The organism is Collimonas sp. NPDC087041 (assembly GCF_044745265.1).
Classification (GTDB): domain Bacteria; phylum Pseudomonadota; class Gammaproteobacteria; order Burkholderiales; family Burkholderiaceae_D; genus Collimonas.
This window is the reverse complement of record NZ_JBIUZX010000011.1, coordinates 165,074-181,784: the sequence shown is the minus strand read 5'-3', so window position 1 is coordinate 181,784 and position 16,711 is coordinate 165,074. Positions and strand designations below refer to the sequence as shown.

Genomic DNA, 16,711 nt, shown 5'->3' with positions numbered 1-16,711 from the left:
TTACAATACAAGCGATCCCAAACGTACCGACCAACTTGCCATTGGCGTGGCCGACCACGCGTTGCGGTTGAACAGATACAGCCGTTGGCTGCGCAGTTTGGCGGGCCACGGTTGTTCGTCGAGCGACAGGCCCAGGCTCGGCTGGCATTCCGGGCGCGGGAAGCGGCCGTCGTCATCGAGAATGGCGCGCATGTGCCGCGTATCGCTGGCCATCCGGAACGCCATCGGCACGATTTCGTCGGCAGGCAGGTCGCTTAACCAGGCATCGCCGACGCACCAGGACGCCAGTGCGGTGATCGACAGCGCTACATTGTCCGGCAGCGTCGCGCGGCTGCTTCTGACGACCTCGGCAAGGAAGGGTTTCTGGCTGTGCATGACTTCAAAGTCGAGCTGTACCACCTGACTCGGACTGCGCGCGGCAGCGGCCAGCACTGCGGTGACGATGGTCTTTTTCTGTTTTTCATTCAAGACCGGTTTGTGTTTGCCGCGCGCCATGTCGATATGCACGATAGGCACTACCGGCGCCTTTTGCTGCAAACCGGTTTTCGAATACCAGGTCGCCGGCAATTGCAGCGGCTGCTGGCGGCGGCGCACATTGGCGACGCCGTCGCGCAGCATGATGGTGGTGTCGAGCACGGCAACGCCGATGCGTTGGTCTTGCAAGGAAGAGCGCGATTTGGCACGCGATTCGGCGGCTTTTGCTGTGATGTCGTTGCTGTTGAGCCAGGTGCGGACATCGTCGGGCCGTTCCCATACCCATAGCATCAGCGGCGGCAATGCCGCCAGTGCTGCCTGCCGGCTGGCGAACGGCGTTGGTGCTGGTGTCGTTGTTGAGGTCGTCGACGGCGGTACATCCACGCCCTTGGCAAACATGTCGGCGCTGCTGGCGAGCAGCAGTGCACACGCCAGCCAGTGTTTCAAGCTGAGGCGCCGCGCCGGCGTAGTGATGGGGAAAATTTTGTTCAAGGTGAAGTCCTGGATCGGGTAAGGCAACGGTGTCGCGGGTAACGAATGGGCAATTGGCGAAGTAATAAAAAGGGCAGGAATGGCTTCCTGCCCTTGTACCGAGATTGCCGGCGACTCGTTATTGCGCGGCGCCGTTTATTGCATGAACCAGCCGTGGCTGACCACGATGGACTGGCCGGTCAGCGCGTTGGATTCGAAGCCGCCCAGGAAGATCGCGGTTTGCGCGACGTCGTGGGTGGTGGTGAATTCGCCGTCCACGGTATCCTTCAGCATCACGTTCTTGACCACCTGGTCTTCGGTGATGCCGAGTTCCTTGGCTTGTTCCGGAATCTGTTTTTCCACCAGCGGAGTGCGCACGAAACCAGGGCAGATGACGTTGGCGCGAATCTTGTTCTTGGCGCCTTCCTTGGCAACTACCTTGGCCAGCCCGATCAGGCCGTGCTTGGCGGTGACGTACGGCGCTTTCAGCGGCGACGCTTCGTGCGAGTGGACCGAGCCCATATAGATGATGGAGCCGCCGTTGCCCTTCTTGATCATCTCGCGCATCGCGGCGCGGGTAGTCAGGTAGGCGCCGTCCAGGTGAATCGCCAGCATCTTCTTCCAGTTGTCCAGCGTCGAGTCGACGATCGGGGCAATGATCTGGATACCCGCATTGCTGATCAGCACGTCGATGCTGCCGTAGGCGGCGACGGTGTCGGCGATACCCTTGTCGACCTGGGCTTCGTCGGTGACGTTCATGGCGACGGCCATGGCAATGCCGCCCGACTGGGTGATTTCATTTGCAGTAGCGGTGGCGGCATCGAGAGCCAGGTCGGCGATGACGACCTTGGCGCCGGCGCGTGCGTATTCGATGGCGATTTCCTTGCCGATGCCGCTGGCGGAACCGGTGATCAGTGCAACTTTATCTTTGAGTGACATGGCATTTCCTTTTTTTTTGGTTACTTGGCAAGATAATCGTAAGCGACTGTGCCTAATGGCAGAGTCAGGTCAGACAGAATGTGTACCGCGGAGATGACTTCCAGCACCGGCAGGTCGGCGATAGGCGCCAGCGCATGCGGATGCAGGTCGAGCGCACCGGGGCCGCTCCAGGCGCCTTTGACGGTGATATCGGTCAGACTGTACTGTACCAGTTCGCAGATGCGCGGGGTGCCGTCGACATGCGGAATGATCTTCAACAGGAAGGCAGGCGTTTCCAGCGACTTCTTGATGACATCATTGTCGAGCGTCTTGTGCTTGTAGCCCATGGTGCCGGTGGCGACCCGGAAGTCGCTGTAGTCCAGCGTGCCCATCAGCGTATCGGTGTGGACCTGCAGTTCCGGATTGCCGAGTTTCTTGGGGAAGCCCCACAGTTCACGGCCGCCGGCAATCGGCGGGTGATCGTTCAGGTACATGCTGTGCACATAGCCGCCGGCGACACCGTCCAGCGTCACCGGGATAACTTGTCCCGATTCGCAGTAATGGCCGAAACCGGTGGAGTCGGGCATCTTGATGAATTCGAACTTGACGATGGGTTCAACGAATTGCAACGGCGCAGGGATAATTTTCTTGAGGGCTTCCGGATCGGTGCGATAGGTGATGATCAGGAATTCGCGATCGACGAAACGGTAAGGACCGGGAGGGAAGGCCGGATTGTGGAGCGGCATCGCAAAAGCATTTTTGCGGACTTCGTTTTCAGTCATATATCTTCCTTTTTGAAAAGATTTGCTGGCGGCGATACGACAGCTGATGCTACGTGTATGGCTTATTTGGGACCACGGGTGCTGCAAAAGGTTTAATATTTTTCAGCATTCATCGGAAGATCGGCTGCCAGTTTTTAACTTTTGTTAACGAGCATTTGGCGCGTGGATCGGCAACCAGATAAAGATACATGCTCGGCCTTCTTAACGATACATAACAATTGTGACAAGGCCATCTCAAATTCCGTCCGCCTTCGAGTTTCAATGCGGCTTTTCCGCGCGCCAGACCAGTCACAGACTAGCCACGGATCGCCCATATCTGCAATGATTGCACAAAATGCAATTATTTGTTGTTTATCGTAATTTGCTTGAGTCGTGATAGCGTTATCAGCTACAGTTGCGCTCTTTTTTATATTTTTTCAAATTCACGATTCGGGGAGGAATCGGAGGCTGAATCAATAGAGATAAAAAAAACAACCTGTTATGATCAGAGCAGGCTCTACTGCGCTTTTGCGGTTAGTGGGCCGTGACGAGATTCTAAAAAGAACGTAGTGAAATCGGAGAGGACAAATGGCAAAACCAGCGCTGTATAAATCGCTCTATGTGCAAGTATTGACCGCCATCGTGATCGGCGTCGTGCTTGGGCATCTCTATCCTGAAACCGGGGCTGCAATGAAGCCGCTCGGCGATGGTTTCATCAAACTGATCAAGATGATCATCGCGCCGGTCATTTTCTGTACCGTCGTGATCGGCATCGCCGGCATGGAAGACATGAAGAAAGTCGGCAAGACCGGCGGTCTGGCGTTGCTGTACTTTGAAATCATGAGCACCGTGGCGCTGATCCTCGGCATGATCGTGGTCAACGTCTGGCATCCGGGTACCGGCATGCACATCGATCTCAACACGCTCGACACCAAGAGCATCGCTGCCTATACGGGCCCAGGCAAGATGGAGTCGACGGTCGATTTCTTCTTCCACATCATTCCTGGCAGCTTTGTTGATGCGTTTGCCAAGAACGAAATCCTGCAAGTGCTGCTGATCGCGATCCTGTTTGGTTTCTCGCTGCATAAATTTGGCGGCCGCGGTACGCTGGTGTTCGATTTCATCGAGAAGTTCTCGCATGTGCTGTTCGGCATGGTCGGCCTGATCATGAAAGTCGCTCCAATCGGCGCGTTCGGCGCAATGGCTTTCACCATCGGTAAGTACGGCGTCGGCTCGCTGTTGTCGCTGGGCCAATTGATGGGAGCGTTCTACCTGACCTGCCTGCTGTTCATTTTTGGCGTGCTGGGCGTGGTCGCCCGGATACACGGTTTCAGCGTCTGGAAGTTCGTCAAGTACATCAAGGAAGAGCTGCTGATCGTGCTGGGCACCTCGTCCTCGGAATCGGTGCTGCCGCGCCTGATGGGCAAACTGGAAAACCTCGGCGCCAAGAAGTCTGTGGTCGGCCTGGTGATTCCGACCGGTTATTCCTTCAACCTGGACGGCACCTCGATCTACCTGACCATGGCCGCGATATTCATCGCCCAAGCTACCGATACGCCGATGTCGCTGATGCAACAGCTGACTCTGCTGGCGGTGCTGCTGCTGACTTCCAAAGGCGCAGCAGGCGTTACCGGCAGCGGCTTTATCGTGCTGGCGGCGACCTTGTCGGCCGTTGGCCATGTGCCGGTAGCCGGATTGGCGCTGATCCTGGGGATCGACCGCTTCATGTCGGAAGCCCGCGCGCTGACCAACACCATCGGCAACGGCGTGGCGACTCTGATCGTGGCGAAATGGACTGGCGAGCTGGACGAACAGCGCTTGCACAGCCAGTTGGATGGCAAGGCGATTGATTCTGAGCAGGAGCTGGCGAAACACGACGCAGCGATTGCCCAGGCTGATCAGCGCGATCACGCGTAATTTATCGGTGGGCATGCATGCCTGACGGATGGCAGGTTTAAAGAAATAAAAAAAGGGGGATGCGCAATGCATCCCCCTTTTTTATTTTCATCGCGTAGGGTGGGCAATTTATTGCCCACGCTTTGTCGTGGCAAGCGATGCCTGCGTGTCCGGATTCCGCGTGGGCATGCGTGCCCACCCTACGTTGAGCACAAATGAAAAGGGAGATGCATGATGCATCTCCCTTTTCTATTCGGCTTACCGCAGTCGAGGCTTAGTCGCGTAGGGTGGGCAATTTATTGCCCACGCCTTGTCGTGGCAAGCGATGCCTGCGTATCCGGATTCCGCGTGGGCATGCGTGCCCACCCTACGTTGGGCACAAATGAAAAGGGAGATGCATGATGCATCTCCCTTTTCTATTCGGCTTACCCGAGGTTTAGCCCAGCTTGGCAGCATGCTCCCGCGTTTCATGGAACACCACCTGCGGCCAGCGTTCCTGTGTCAGGCGCAGGTTGACGCCCGAGGTTGCCAGGTAGGCCATGTTACCGGCAGCGTCGTAGGCGACATTGTGGCCGGCGGATGATTTCTCGAAATCGGCCAGGATCTTCTTGTCGTCGCAAGTGATCCAGCGTGCGCTGCTGATGCTGGTGCCTTCGAACACGGCATCGACGCCATATTCGTTGAGCAGGCGGCTCGCCACCACTTCAAACTGCAGCACGCCAACGCCGCCCAGCACCAGGTCGCTGCTGGTGACCGGCTTGAATACCTGGATCGCACCTTCTTCACCGAGCTGTTGCAGGCCTTTGTGCAACTGCTTGATCTTGAGCGGATTACGGATGCGCACCGAGCGGAAGAAGTCCGGCGCGAAGTAGGGGATGCCGGTGAACTGCAGCAGTTCGCCTTCGGAGAAGCTGTCGCCGATCTGCATGTTGCCGTGGTTCGGTAAACCGATGATGTCGCCGGCGTAAGCTTCTTCAACTTGTTCACGGCTCGACGCCATGAAGGTCACCACGCTCGATACCTTGATCTCGCGGTTCAGGCGCAGATGCTTGATTTTCATGCCGCGCTGGAAGTGGCCGGAGCAGACGCGCAGGAACGCAATGCGGTCGCGGTGCGCCGGGTCCATATTGGCCTGGATCTTGAACACGAAGCCGGTGAAGGCCGCTTCCGTCGGCTGCACGGTACGCACGGTGGCGTCGCGTGCGCCTGGCGGTTGCGCCCAGTCGATCAGCGCATTGAGGATTTCGCGGATACCGAAGTTGTTGATGGCCGAACCGAAGAACACCGGGGTTTGCACGCCGGCCAGGAATGCTTCCTGGTCGAACGGATGCGAGGCGCCGTGCACCAGCTCGACTTCCATCCGCAGTTGTTCGATTTCACGCGGAAACATTTCATCCAGGCGCGGATTGTCGATGCCCTTGATGACTTCAAAGTCCTGGTCCGCCTTGTCATTGCCGGCGGCAAACAGCAGGATTTCATCACGCAGCAGGTGATACACGCCGCGGAAGGTCTTGCCCATGCCGATCGGCCAGGTCACTGGCGCGCACTGGATCTTCAGCACCGATTCCAGCTCGTCGAGCAATTCCAGCGGATCGCGGGTTTCGCGGTCCATCTTGTTCATCAGGGTGATGATCGGCGTATTGCGCATGCGGCAGACGTTGAGCAGCTTGATGGTCTGCGTTTCCACACCTTTGGCGGCGTCGATCACCATCAACGCCGAGTCGACGGCTGTCAGCACGCGATAGGTATCTTCCGAGAAGTCCTGGTGGCCCGGTGTGTCGAGCAGGTTGACCACGTGGTCGCGGTATTCGAACTGCATGACCGAGCTGGCGACCGAAATGCCGCGCTGCTTTTCGATGTCCATCCAGTCCGAGGTCGCGTGGCGGCCGCTCTTGCGGCCCTTGACGGTGCCGGCCAGCTGGATCGCGCCCGAGAACAGCAGCAGTTTTTCGGTCAGCGTGGTTTTACCGGCGTCCGGGTGGGAAATGATGCCGAAAGTGCGGCGGCGTGCCACTTCGCTGGCGATTTGCTCGCTGGAAACGGTGTTGGCAACGATGTCGGCATCTTCGCCAATGGCGTTCGGCTGCTCGGAAATAGGCTCTTGCATGATGCGTGGTTCAGGCGATCTCGGTCGCCTGCCTTGAGAATAATGAATGCGTGAATGCGAGGAAAACGGGAAACCTGCCTGCGGCGGCCGTTGTTGCGATGGCTCGTTGGCATGTGGGCAGTTTCGATAACCCGCGATTATAACGTATGTGGCGTTGTCGACCACGGTTGTCTCCTATATGAAGCACTAAAATGCAGGCGGACGCCGAGGATGAAGGAGTGGCTGTTGCCTAGCTGGTCAATGTAAGAAATTCGATATTAATTTACTAATATTCCCATGTTTTTTGCGCTGTCTGGATCGATTACCCCACATCGGCGTCTGGCGTTTCGAAATCGGTAATGAAATCAGCAGTGGAATTAGCAACAGATTTGTGGGTGGCGCTCTGTATAATTCCATCCTCATGTCCGTATCCGAATCCAACAAACCACCGCGATCCACTGATCGCCCAAGCCCCCAGAGCACTGCCAGCCGTCCATCCCAGCCGCGCTCCGGGTCGTCACGTCCTGAACCTGCGCGGCAGGCGCCGGAACGCAATCCGCTGCCGCCTATCGTTTTCCCTGAGGAATTGCCGGTTTCCGGCAAACGCGCCGAAATATCGGCGGCGCTTGCTGCTAATCAGGTCATCATCGTTTGCGGCGAAACCGGCTCCGGTAAAACCACCCAGCTGCCGAAGATCTGCCTGGAACTGGGACGCGGCCTGAACGGCATGATCGGCCACACCCAGCCGCGCCGGATTGCCGCCTCCTCGACCGCCAAGCGCATCGCGCAGGAACTCAATTCGCCGCTGGGCGAGCACGTCGGTTACAAGGTGCGTTTCAACGACACCCTGACCAAGGGCGCCTGGATCAAGCTGATGACCGACGGCATCTTGCTGGCGGAGACGCAGACCGACCCGCTGCTGCGTCAGTACGACACCATCATTATCGACGAGGCGCACGAGCGCAGCCTGAACATTGATTTCCTGCTGGGCTACCTGAAGCAGTTGCTACCGAAGCGCCCCGACCTGAAGGTCATCATTACTTCTGCAACCATCGATGCCGACCGTTTCGCCCGCCATTTCGGCACGCCTGAAAAGCCGGCGCCGGTCATCGAAGTCTCCGGCCGCTTGTATGAAGTGGAAGTACGCTATCGGCCGGTCGATAATGCCGACCGCAGCGGCGTCAATCCTGCCGCCGGAGCGGCGGCAGCCAAGCCGAATGCGCCGCAAAGCGCCGCTCAGCGCGACCGCGAACAACGCGACCTGATGGATGCGGTGGTCGATGCGGTCGACGAATTGGCGCGTATCGGTTCCGGCGATGTGCTGGTGTTCTTGCCGGGCGAGCGCGAAATCCGCGACGCCGCCGAAGCGTTGCGCAAGCATCATCCGGCGCATGTCGAGATATTGCCGCTGTTCGCGCGGCTATCGGCGCAGGAACAGGAACGAGTGTTCAAGTCATCGAATGCACGTCGCATCGTACTGGCCACCAACGTTGCCGAAACATCGTTGACAGTGCCGGGCATCCGCTATGTGGTTGATGCCGGCCTGGCGCGGGTGAAGCGCTACAGCTACCGCAACAAGGTCGAGCAGTTGCAGATCGAACCGATTGCACAGTCGGCCGCCAACCAGCGCGCCGGTCGTTGCGGCCGGGTTGCTGCCGGCGTTTGCATCCGCTTGTACGAAGAGCAGGATTATCTGCAGCGGCCGAAATTCACCGAGCCGGAAATCCTGCGTTCGTCGCTGGCTTCGGTCATTCTGCGGATGAAGTCGTTGCATCTGACCGATGTCGAGACTTTCCCGTTCATCGAGCCGCCGCCGGGCCGGGCGATTGCCGACGGTTACCAACTGTTGCAGGAGTTGGGTGCGGTCGATGACAACAACCAGCTGACCAAGACCGGCCGCCAGTTGGCCAAGCTGCCGCTGGATCCACGCGTCGGCCGCATGATTTTGGCGGCGCTGGATAATGTCTGCCTGAGCGAAATGCTGATCATCGCTGCCGCCTTGTCGGTGCAGGATCCGCGCGACCGGCCAATGGAGGCGCAGGGCGCTGCCGACCAGGCGCACAAGAAGTTCGCTGATGAGAAATCGGAATTCCTGAGTTACCTGAAGATCTGGAAATGGTTCGAGGAGGCGATCGAGCACAAGAAAACCAATCGCCAGCTGATGGATAACTGCCGCGCCAATTTCCTGTCGCAGCTGCGCCTTCGCGAATGGCGCGATGTCCATTCGCAGTTGCTGACGATCGTGCGCGAGCAGGGCTGGCGCCTGAACGAAGCGCCGGCTACCTACGAGCAGTTGCATTGCGCATTGCTGACCGGCTTGCTCGGCAACGTCGGTTTCAAGGCCGACGACGATCCGCATTACCTGGGCGCGCGCGGCATCAAGTTCCATCTGTGGCCGGGTTCGCACCTGTCGAAGAAGGCCGGCAAATGGGTGATGGCGGCTGAGCTGGTCGACACCAGCCGTCTGTATGCGCGCTGCATCGCCCAGATCCAGCCGGAATGGCTGGAAAAGGTTGGCGCCCATCTGCTGAAAAAATCGTATGGCGAGCCGCGCTGGGAAAAGCGCACGGCGCAAGTATCGGCGTCGGAACGAGCCACCTTGTACGGGCTGGTGGTGTACAGCCAGCGCCGCATCAATTTCGGCTTGATCAATCCGCAGGAAGCGCGCGAGATTTTTATTCGCGATGCGCTGGTTGGCGGCGAGTTCGAAACGCGGGCGCCGTTCTTTGCACATAACCTGAAGCTGATCCGCGAGATCGAGAACCTGGAGCACAAGTCGCGCCGACTTGACGTGCTGGTCGACGATGACCTGATCGCGGCGTTCTACGACAAGCTGATTCCGGCCGATATCTGCAACGGCATCACGTTTGAAAAATGGCACAAGGATGTCAGCGTTCAGACGCCCAAGCTGCTGTTCCTGAACCGCGACGATTTGATGCGTCATGAAGCAGCCGGTATTACCACCGAGCTGTTTCCAAAAGTGATGCGCGTGGCCGGCATCGAAATGGCCCTGTCGTATCACTTCGAGCCGGGTACGCCGCGTGACGGTGTGACGCTGACGGTGCCGTTGTTCGCGCTGAACCAGGTCTATGTTGACCGCTGCGATTGGCTGGTGGCTGGCATGCTGAAGGAAAAGGTGCATCTGCTGCTGAAGTCATTGCCGCAAAAGATCCGTCGCAACTGCGTGCCGCTGCCGGACTATGCCGCCGGATTTTGCGAACGTATCCAGGCGCGCCACGTGTTCGGTCATGGCAATCTACTGGATGCGTTGATGGCGGATATCCGCAGTGAAACCAGCGTCGCCACGCGCAGCACCGATTTCAAACTGGAAACGCTGCCTGCGCATCATTCGATGAATTTCAAGATTGTCGATGAGCACGGTCGCCAGCTCGACATGGGACGTAATCTGTCTGCCTTGCAGGCTGAGTTCGGTGGCCAGGCGCGTGAGAGTTTCCAGAAGCTGGCGGTGGCGACGGCGGTAGCCGAGGCGCCAAAGGCAGACACGGAAGCGACGCCGGCAGGCAAAGCCCCGGCGACAGCTGCACAAGCGCGTAGCGCGCAGCAGGCGCCGTCCAAAGGCAGCAGCAACACCAGCAGCAACGCACAATTCACCAACCTGACCGGCTGGACCTTCGGCGAACTGCCTGAGCTGCTGGAAATCCAGCAGGGCAAACAGACCCTGATCGGCTTCCCGGCTCTGGTCGATCGCCAAAGCCATTGCGACCTGGAAGTGTTCGACGATCCGAACGAGGCGGCGCGCATCCATCATCTTGGCCTGCGTCGGCTGTTTGCGTTGCAGCTCAAGGAGCAATTGAAATTCCTTGAGAAAAACATTCCCGGCTTGCAGCAGATGGGCATGCAATTCCTGGCGCTCGGTTCGCAGGAAGAGCTGCGCGACCAGATCATTCACGCCGGCCTGGAGCGCGCCTGCCTGCAGCAGCCGTTGCCGAAGAATGCTACTGAGTTCAACCAGCGCAAGGATGAAGGCAAGTCGCGCCTGGGTTTGCTGTGCAATGAAATTGCCCGGCTGGCGGCGCTGATCCTGGCAGAGTATTACGGCTTGCCGAAGAAGCTGCAAGGCGCCAAGGGACATCCGCAATCGGTCGCCGATATCCAGGCCCAGATGCAGTCGCTGGTCAGCAAGCGTTTCATTGCCGACAATGACTATGCCAACCTGACGCATTTCCCGCGTTACCTGAAGGCGATCAATGTGCGGCTGGAAAAATTGCGCGCCGATCCGGCTCGTGACGCCAAGTTGATGGCGGAATGGGCGCAGGTCGCCACACCGTGGCAGCGCGCGCAGAAGGATCGGGGCGGCAAGGCCGATCCGAAGCAGGCCGAGTTCCGCTGGTTGCTGGAAGAGCTGAGGGTGTCGCTGTTTGCACAAGAGTTGCGCACGCCGATGCCGGTGTCGGTCAAGCGCCTGCAAAAGGTATGGGAGTCGATGCAGCGATAAGGATAGCTGGAGCGGTGTTGGCAGAACGTTACCAACGCCTGAAGTCGCGGATTTAAAGGGGTTTTCGCGTAAAATTGCGCCAAATACCGACCACAAACTATTTCTGATAGAAAACAATGACCATCAAATCCGACAAATGGATACGCCGCATGGCGCAGGAAACCGGCATGATCGAGCCGTTCGAGCCGGGCCAGGTGCGCGAGGCCAACGGCCAGAAGATCGTGTCTTACGGCACTTCGTCGTACGGTTACGATATCCGCTGCGCTAACGAATTCAAGATTTTCACGAACATCAACTCGACGATTGTCGATCCGAAGAATTTCGACGAGAAATCGTTCGTCGATTTCACCGGCGATGTCTGCATCATCCCGCCCAACTCGTTTGCGCTGGCGCGCACCATGGAATATTTTCGCATCCCGCGCAGCGTACTGACCATCTGCCTCGGCAAGTCGACCTATGCGCGTTGCGGCATCATCGTCAACGTCACGCCGTTCGAGCCGGAATGGGAAGGCTATGTGACGCTGGAATTCTCCAACACCACGCCGCTACCAGCCAAGATTTATGCCGGTGAAGGTTGCGCCCAGGTGCTGTTTTTCGAGAGCGATGAAATCTGCGAAACCTCCTACAAGGACCGCGGCGGCAAGTACCAGGGCCAGCACGGCGTCACCCTTCCAAAGACCTGAAGACCAGACATGCCAAAGAACAAGCGGCCGGTGCCGCGCAAAGCAAGCGAATCGAACAAGTCGAACGAATGGGCGGACGACAAGGATGAAATCCAGACCCAGGCGCTGTGCGACCTGGCGATTGTGCTGGCCGAACAGGACGACAGCGAAGACGCCGCCGAAGTTGAAGCGCGGCGGCAATCGCATGCCGACCTGCATAAGGTCATCCGGAAAAGCCTGCAGCAGAAGAAGGACGAGATCCTGTACGACGCCATCGAGCGCACCAGGTATGCCGACAGCGATGCTTTTCAGTTCCTGAAAACCACCATCGAAGAAGCCTCGGAAGTGTTGCTGGTGCGACGCGATAACGGCAAGGCGCTGGAATTGAATGTATTCGTCATTCCATTGTTCGCCCGCGTCGCCGGCGGCCTCAAGCGTGAGCAGTGTTTCCAGGACGACGAGGCATTCGCAGCGCTGAGCGCTAGCCTCAAGGAAGCGCAGCTGGAGAGCCCGGATGCGAGCGTGGTGCTGGTCAGCCATGCCTACCACATGGACGAGATAGACGGCATCCGCTACAGCGATCTGTTTGAAATGAATCGCGACGCATTCGCCGCGATGGCCGACAAGAAGCTGGCGCCGGCAACGGCCATTGAACGCAGTTTTGGTACCTGGCCGGATAACCAGTTCGCTGCCGACGACGAGGCGCTGGAATTGCGCTTCCTGCTCGGCTTCGCGCTCAAGAGCGCCGACGATCCGTTTTACCTGGTGCCTGCCGACGAGGCTGCCGCCGATGCCTATTTCACGGCGCGCCAAGAGCGTTTCCAGCAGTGGGCCGAGCGCGTCGCGCCACTGGTGCAGCGTTGCCTGGTGACCGACGGCAGTGATATCGCGATCCATTTCCTGTACCAGGACCTGTTCCATGGCGGCAAGGAGCGCGGCATGGCTGAATACTTCATGCTGCTGATGATGTCCGATCTGAATCACGGCCTGGAGCAGAAGGGCTGCGCGCCGTATGACGCCAAGGCTGTGGTCGGCCCGGCCGATGTGCGCGGCGAGATGCTGTTGCGGGTCAGCCTGTATGGCCATGATGGCGCACTGTTGGTCTCAGCGGAAAAGCCGCTGGGCGCTACAGGCGATTTGCAGGCCGAGATCGACGATGTGTATGACGCGCTGACCACCATCGGCATCACGTCACTGGCGGTCGCCATGAAGTTCGATGCTGACGGCCAGCCGCTTGACGTGCAAGCGTACCCGGTTTGATATAACCTGGCCGGCTATTCGTATTCTGGAAAATGCAATGACTGAAGAAGACGCACAAAAAATCGCCACTCACCGCCATTACAAAGGCGGCCTGTATCGCTACATTGGCATCGCTCGCCATTCGGAAACCGACGAAGCGATGGTGGTCTACGAACATTTGTGGCCGCATGCGCCAGGCTTGTGGGTGCGGCCGGCAGAGCTGTTCAACGGCTTGCTGGAAAACGGTGCAAGGCGTTTCGCACCGCTGTAAAGCCAAAGTCAAATCGCTGACATAAAAAAACCGGGAAGCTCGATCGAGCCTCCCGGTTTTTTATTAGCCATGCCTGCTGCGCAATTTACTGTCGTACGCAATCCACGAAGTAATCGCGCTTGCCATTCACTTCGCGTTTCACCAGTCCATGCACGTCGGTTTCGAAGCCCGGGAATTTCTCGTTGAAATCGCGCGCGAACTTCAGGTAGTCGACGATGGTCTTGTTGAAGCGCTCACCCGGAATCAGCAATGGAATGCCCGGTGGGTAAGGCGTCAGCAGGATCGAAGTGACGCGGCCTTCCAACTGGTCGATCGGTACGCGGTCGATTTCGCGGTGCGCCATCTTGGCAAACGCATCGGATGGCTTCATCGCCGGTTGCATGTCGGATAAGTACATCTCGGTGGTCAGGCGCGCCACATCATAGGCCTTGTAGGTCTCGTGGATCTGCTGGCACAGGTCGCGCAGGCCGAGGCGTTCGTAGCGGGCATTCTTGCCGTGGTTGGCGGCGGCGAATTCAGGCAGGATGCGCCAGATCGGCTGGTTCTTGTCGTAGTCGTCCTTGAACTGCTGCAACGCGGTCAACAGCGTGTTCCAGCGGCCCTTGGTGATGCCGATGGTGAACATGATGAAGAACGAGTACAGGCCGCATTTCTCGACGATAACGCCGTGCTCGGCCAAATACTTGGTGACGATCGAAGCCGGGATGCCGCTCTCGCCGAACTTGCCTTCCAGCGACAGGCCGGGCGTCACGATGGTGGCCTTGATCGGATCGAGCATGTTGAAGTTCGGCGCCAGGTTGCCGAAACCATGCCAGTCATCTTCAGCACGGATGACCCAGTCTTCGCGGCTGCCGATACCGTCTTCCGAGAAGCTGTTCGGGCCCCACACCTGGAACCACCAATCCTTGCCCCATTCTTCGTCGATCTTCTTCATCGCGCGGCGGAAGTCCAGCGCTTCCAGAATGCTTTCTTCCACCAGTGCGGTGCCGCCCGGTGCTTCCATCATGGCCGCGGCAACGTCGCAGGAGGCGATGATCGAATACTGCGGCGAGGTCGAGGTGTGCATCAGGTAGGCTTCGTTGAAAGCGTCCTGGTCCAGTTGCACGCTTTCCGATTCGCGCACCAGGATCTGCGATGCCTGCGACAGGCCGGCCAGCAGCTTGTGGGTCGACTGGGTCGAGAAGATCATCGATTTCTTGGCGCGCGGACGATCCTTGCCGATGGCGTGCATGTCTTTGTAGAAATCGTGGAAAGTCGCATGCGGCAGCCACGCTTCGTCGAAGTGCAGGGTGTCGATTTCGCCGTCCAGCATGTTCTTCAGCGTTTCGACGTTATAGATCACGCCGTCGTAGGTCGATTGCGTGATGGTCAGGATGCGCGGCTTCTTGTTGAGGGCTTCGCGCGCGAACGGATTCGCTTCGATTTTCTTCTGGATGCTTTCCAGCGTGAATTCTTCCAGCGGGATCGGGCCGATGATGCCGAGGTGATTGCGGGTCGGCATCAGGAACACTGGAATCGCGCCGGTCATGATGATCGAGTGCAGGATCGATTTGTGGCAGTTGCGGTCGACCACCACGATATCGCCGGGAGCAACCGTCGAGTGCCACACCATCTTGTTGCTGGTGCTGGTGCCGTTGGTGACGAAGTAGCAGTGGTCGGCATTGAAGATGCGGGCGGCATTGCGCTCCGAGGCCGCGACAGGACCGGTGTGGTCGAGCAGCTGGCCGAGTTCTTCGACGGCGTTGCAGACGTCGGCGCGCAGCATGTTCTCACCGAAAAATTGGTGGAACATCTGGCCGATCGGCGATTTCAGGAAAGCCACGCCGCCCGAGTGTCCAGGGCAGTGCCACGAGTAGGAACCGTCTTGCGCGTAATGCACCAGTGCTCGGAAAAACGGTGGCGACAGGCCATCCAGATACGATTTCGCTTCGCGGATGATGTGGCGCGCGACGAACTCCGGGGTGTCTTCAAACATGTGGATGAAGCCATGCAGTTCGCGCAGGATATCGTTCGGGATGTGGCGCGAGGTGCGGGTTTCGCCATACAGGTAGATCGGGATGTCGGCGTTCTTGTGGCGGATTTCTTCGACGAAGGCGCGCAGCGATTTCAGCGCATGGTCGGTTTCTTCGAACGAGCCGCCGCCAAATTCCTCGTCGTCGATCGACAGGATAAAGGCTGATGCCCGCGATTGTTGCTGGGCGAACTGCGACAGGTCGCCGTAACTGGTGACGCCCAAGACTTCCATGCCCTCGGTTTCCATGGCATCGGCAAGCGCGCGGATACCAAGACCGGAAGTGTTTTCGGAGCGGAAGTCTTCGTCAATGATGACGATCGGGAAGCGGAATTTCATTGAGGTCTCCAAGAGACGGTTGTTGATAACAAGGCTGCCACGTAGGGTGGGCACATTGTGCCCACGCGGGATTGTGATAGCCGCAGTACAGGTTCAAGCAGCACCGAAGCCGGCATATGCGTGGTGTAGATTCACGCGTGGGCACGGGTGCCCACCCTACGCGGTTTACTGCGGTATTGATGGTGCTGAAAAAGAAAGTCGAATTTTCGCAGATATGCACGAAATTGGGGATAAAGATGAGGGAATTCCTGCAGAAAACAACAGATGTCATTCCGTCATCGGATCGGATCAGCTGTTGGCCTCGCCTGGAGCGGGCGCGCGGCGCTGGTAGACCACAAAAGCGTAGTCGAAACCGTTGGCGTCGGAATGGTGGGTTTCGCGCGAAATTTCCTGCCATTGCTGCGGATCGCGGGCCGGGAAGAAGGCGTCGCAATCAAAGCTTTGCTGGATTTCGGTGACGATCAGGCGCTGTGTCAGCGGCTGCGCCGCGGCGTAGATCTCGGCGCCGCCGATGATGAATGCTTCGGCATCGCCAACCAGGGCGGCCGCGGCGGCCAGCGAGGAAACGCTCTCGACGCCGTCATGGCGCCAGTCGGGATTGCGGGTGATGACGATATTGCGCCGCGCCGGCAATGGCCGGCCGATCGATTCGAATGTCTTGCGGCCCATGATGATGGGATGGCCGGAGGTGGTGCGCTTGAAATGCGCCAGGTCTTCCGGCAAATGCCAGGGCAGCGTGTTGTTGATGCCAATGCCGTTGCGGGCGTCGGTGGCGACGATAATGGTGAGGCGAGATGTCATGGGCGCTGGCGGATTGGCCTGAATTGTTCAGTTTAAATTCAGCTAGGTTGAAAAAGGCTGATCTTACTATAAAGTTCCAGATGGAACTTTGTCGGCTCGTCATGGCTCTTAACCGCCATGGCCTGTTATCTTGGTGAGGAATTTTTTTTCCGGGGCGTTCAATGGCGGATAGTGCTGCCAACTTGGCAAGTTTATGCCGATCCCATGCCCCAAGCCACGTGCAGCCTTGTTTTGCAGCCTAATTTGTTGATGGCGGTAAGCAAGCAAATTGCCGCCAAATCATTGCTTGATGGACATAAAAAATTATAGAACACTGATAAACTACC

Annotated in this window: 11 protein-coding genes; 5 read left to right on the top strand and 6 right to left on the bottom strand. The window is 58.2% G+C overall.

What is annotated here, in order from left to right; genetic code table 11:
- The 3 genes from ACIPF8_RS19480 to ACIPF8_RS19470 all read right to left on the bottom strand — a co-directional run bounded on the left by ACIPF8_RS19480 (position 1) and on the right by ACIPF8_RS19470 (position 2,645).
- Positions 1-966, bottom strand: coding sequence for a hypothetical protein (locus ACIPF8_RS19480; protein WP_400424120.1), 966 nt, complete (start codon positions 964-966; stop codon positions 1-3).
- A 135-nt stretch (positions 967-1,101) separates the two neighbouring features.
- Positions 1,102-1,884: a 3-hydroxybutyrate dehydrogenase gene (locus ACIPF8_RS19475; protein WP_211454055.1), complete on the bottom strand. Its 783-nt coding sequence runs from the start codon at positions 1,882-1,884 to the stop codon at positions 1,102-1,104.
- Positions 1,885-1,904: 20 nt separating this feature from the next.
- Positions 1,905-2,645, bottom strand: a complete 741-nt coding sequence (locus ACIPF8_RS19470; RefSeq protein WP_400424117.1) for an acetoacetate decarboxylase — start codon at positions 2,643-2,645, stop codon at positions 1,905-1,907.
- 567 nt (positions 2,646-3,212) lie between these two features.
- On the opposite strand from ACIPF8_RS19470, the gene ACIPF8_RS19465 reads away from it, so the two are divergent.
- The gene (locus ACIPF8_RS19465) at positions 3,213-4,541 is read left to right on the top strand and encodes a dicarboxylate/amino acid:cation symporter (protein ID WP_400424116.1); all 1,329 of its coding nucleotides are present in this window, start codon (positions 3,213-3,215) and stop codon (positions 4,539-4,541) included.
- 415 nt (positions 4,542-4,956) lie between these two features.
- On the opposite strand, the gene ACIPF8_RS19460 is transcribed toward ACIPF8_RS19465, so the two are convergent.
- The gene (locus ACIPF8_RS19460) at positions 4,957-6,627 is read right to left on the bottom strand and encodes a peptide chain release factor 3 (RefSeq protein WP_400424114.1); all 1,671 of its coding nucleotides are present in this window, start codon (positions 6,625-6,627) and stop codon (positions 4,957-4,959) included.
- Between the two features lie 400 nt (positions 6,628-7,027).
- On the opposite strand from ACIPF8_RS19460, the gene hrpA reads away from it, so the two are divergent.
- The 4 genes from hrpA to ACIPF8_RS19440 all read left to right on the top strand — a co-directional run bounded on the left by hrpA (position 7,028) and on the right by ACIPF8_RS19440 (position 13,234).
- Entirely contained in the window at positions 7,028-11,062 is a 4,035-nt protein-coding gene (hrpA, locus tag ACIPF8_RS19455; RefSeq protein WP_400424112.1) for an ATP-dependent RNA helicase HrpA, read from the top strand.
- Positions 11,063-11,178: 116 nt separating this feature from the next.
- Positions 11,179-11,745 (top strand): dCTP deaminase, encoded by a 567-nt coding sequence (gene dcd, locus ACIPF8_RS19450; RefSeq protein ID WP_061533909.1) that lies wholly within the window; start codon positions 11,179-11,181, stop codon positions 11,743-11,745.
- 9 nt (positions 11,746-11,754) lie between these two features.
- Entirely contained in the window at positions 11,755-12,984 is a 1,230-nt protein-coding gene (locus tag ACIPF8_RS19445; protein WP_400424111.1) for a DUF2863 family protein, read from the top strand.
- Between the two features lie 37 nt (positions 12,985-13,021).
- Positions 13,022-13,234, top strand: a complete 213-nt coding sequence (locus ACIPF8_RS19440) for a DUF1653 domain-containing protein (protein ID WP_400424109.1) — start codon at positions 13,022-13,024, stop codon at positions 13,232-13,234.
- Between the two features lie 85 nt (positions 13,235-13,319).
- Here ACIPF8_RS19440 and ACIPF8_RS19435 read toward each other — a convergent pair whose 3' ends face one another.
- Both ACIPF8_RS19435 and ACIPF8_RS19430 read right to left on the bottom strand, forming a co-directional pair.
- Complete coding sequence (locus ACIPF8_RS19435) at positions 13,320-15,584, bottom strand: Orn/Lys/Arg decarboxylase N-terminal domain-containing protein (RefSeq protein ID WP_400424107.1); 2,265 nt, start codon at positions 15,582-15,584, stop codon at positions 13,320-13,322.
- Between the two features lie 288 nt (positions 15,585-15,872).
- Positions 15,873-16,385, bottom strand: coding sequence for a dihydrofolate reductase (locus tag ACIPF8_RS19430; RefSeq protein ID WP_400424105.1), 513 nt, complete (start codon positions 16,383-16,385; stop codon positions 15,873-15,875).
- Positions 16,386-16,711 lie beyond the last annotated feature (326 nt).

Bases quoted from the DNA above. Each gene is read 5' to 3' on its own strand.
- hrpA (WP_400424112.1), top strand. From the start codon at position 7,028: ATGTCCGTATCCGAATCCAACAAACCACCGCGATCCACTGATCGCCCA.
- dcd (WP_061533909.1), top strand. From the start codon at position 11,179: ATGACCATCAAATCCGACAAATGGATACGCCGCATGGCGCAGGAAACC.
- ACIPF8_RS19470 (WP_400424117.1), bottom strand. From the start codon at position 2,645: ATGACTGAAAACGAAGTCCGCAAAAATGCTTTTGCGATGCCGCTCCAC.
- ACIPF8_RS19465 (WP_400424116.1), top strand. From the start codon at position 3,213: ATGGCAAAACCAGCGCTGTATAAATCGCTCTATGTGCAAGTATTGACC.
- ACIPF8_RS19435 (WP_400424107.1), bottom strand. From the start codon at position 15,584: ATGAAATTCCGCTTCCCGATCGTCATCATTGACGAAGACTTCCGCTCC.
- ACIPF8_RS19445 (WP_400424111.1), top strand. From the start codon at position 11,755: ATGCCAAAGAACAAGCGGCCGGTGCCGCGCAAAGCAAGCGAATCGAAC.
- ACIPF8_RS19475 (WP_211454055.1), bottom strand. From the start codon at position 1,884: ATGTCACTCAAAGATAAAGTTGCACTGATCACCGGTTCCGCCAGCGGC.
- ACIPF8_RS19440 (WP_400424109.1), top strand. From the start codon at position 13,022: ATGACTGAAGAAGACGCACAAAAAATCGCCACTCACCGCCATTACAAA.
- ACIPF8_RS19430 (WP_400424105.1), bottom strand. From the start codon at position 16,385: ATGACATCTCGCCTCACCATTATCGTCGCCACCGACGCCCGCAACGGC.
- ACIPF8_RS19460 (WP_400424114.1), bottom strand. From the start codon at position 6,627: ATGCAAGAGCCTATTTCCGAGCAGCCGAACGCCATTGGCGAAGATGCC.